Source organism: Vibrio sp. 10N.261.52.A1 (assembly GCF_002876325.1).
In the GTDB taxonomy this organism is placed as follows: domain Bacteria; phylum Pseudomonadota; class Gammaproteobacteria; order Enterobacterales; family Vibrionaceae; genus Vibrio; species Vibrio chagasii.
Genome location: NZ_MCYD01000877.1, coordinates 1 through 761, shown reverse-complemented (window position 1 = coordinate 761; position 761 = coordinate 1). Strand labels below are relative to the sequence as shown.

1 protein-coding gene is annotated in these 761 nt (G+C 43.9%); it reads left to right on the top strand.

Annotated features, from left to right (window positions below; all coding sequences use genetic code 11):
* Positions 1-761 (top strand): BspA family leucine-rich repeat surface protein (locus tag BCT81_RS18885; protein ID WP_133152657.1); only part of this gene is annotated, 761 nt, incomplete at both ends.

The following is a 761-nucleotide window of genomic DNA, read 5'->3' as shown; positions in this document are numbered from 1 at the left end:
TGTTCCAAAACGCCAGTGCCTTTAATCAAAACATCAGTGACTGGGACACGTCCAACGTCACCAACATGGCTAACATGTTCCAAAACGCCAGTGTCTTTAATCAAAACATTAGTGCTTGGAACACCAGTAATGTGACCGATATGACCGACATGTTTTTGGGCGCAGATGCTTTCAGTTACGACACCAGCAGTTGGCATCAATCAACGGTGAGCTGCTTGGATAAAGGCGTCGGTGAAAGGTTTAGATATAAAAACATGGAATATCTTGTGGTTGATGATACGTCGATCCGCCTACCCGAAAACCAAGATGCCTTGGTCAACGATGATTTGCGTTTTTGCACCTCTCATGTCACTGATATGGCATACTTATTTTCAAGAGATTTTGAGCCCGCATATAAAGATTTCAATGCCGACATCAGTGATTGGGACACCAGCCAAGTAACTAATATGCAGGGACTTTTCATAAAAACCACTGCCTTTAACCAACCTATCGGCAACTGGGATACATCTAAAGTTACCAATATGCGCTTGATGTTTTTTCGCGCTTATGCCTTTAACCAACCCATCGGTGAATGGGATACGGCAGAGGTCACTGATATGCGATCGATGTTTTCCCAAAATACAACCTTTAATCAACCTATTGGCAACTGGGACACGGCAAAAGTCACCAATATGAGCCAAATGTTCGACAGCAACCGCTCCTTTAACCAACCTATCGGTGATTGGAATACGGCTAACGTCACCGATATGAGCCGAATGTTC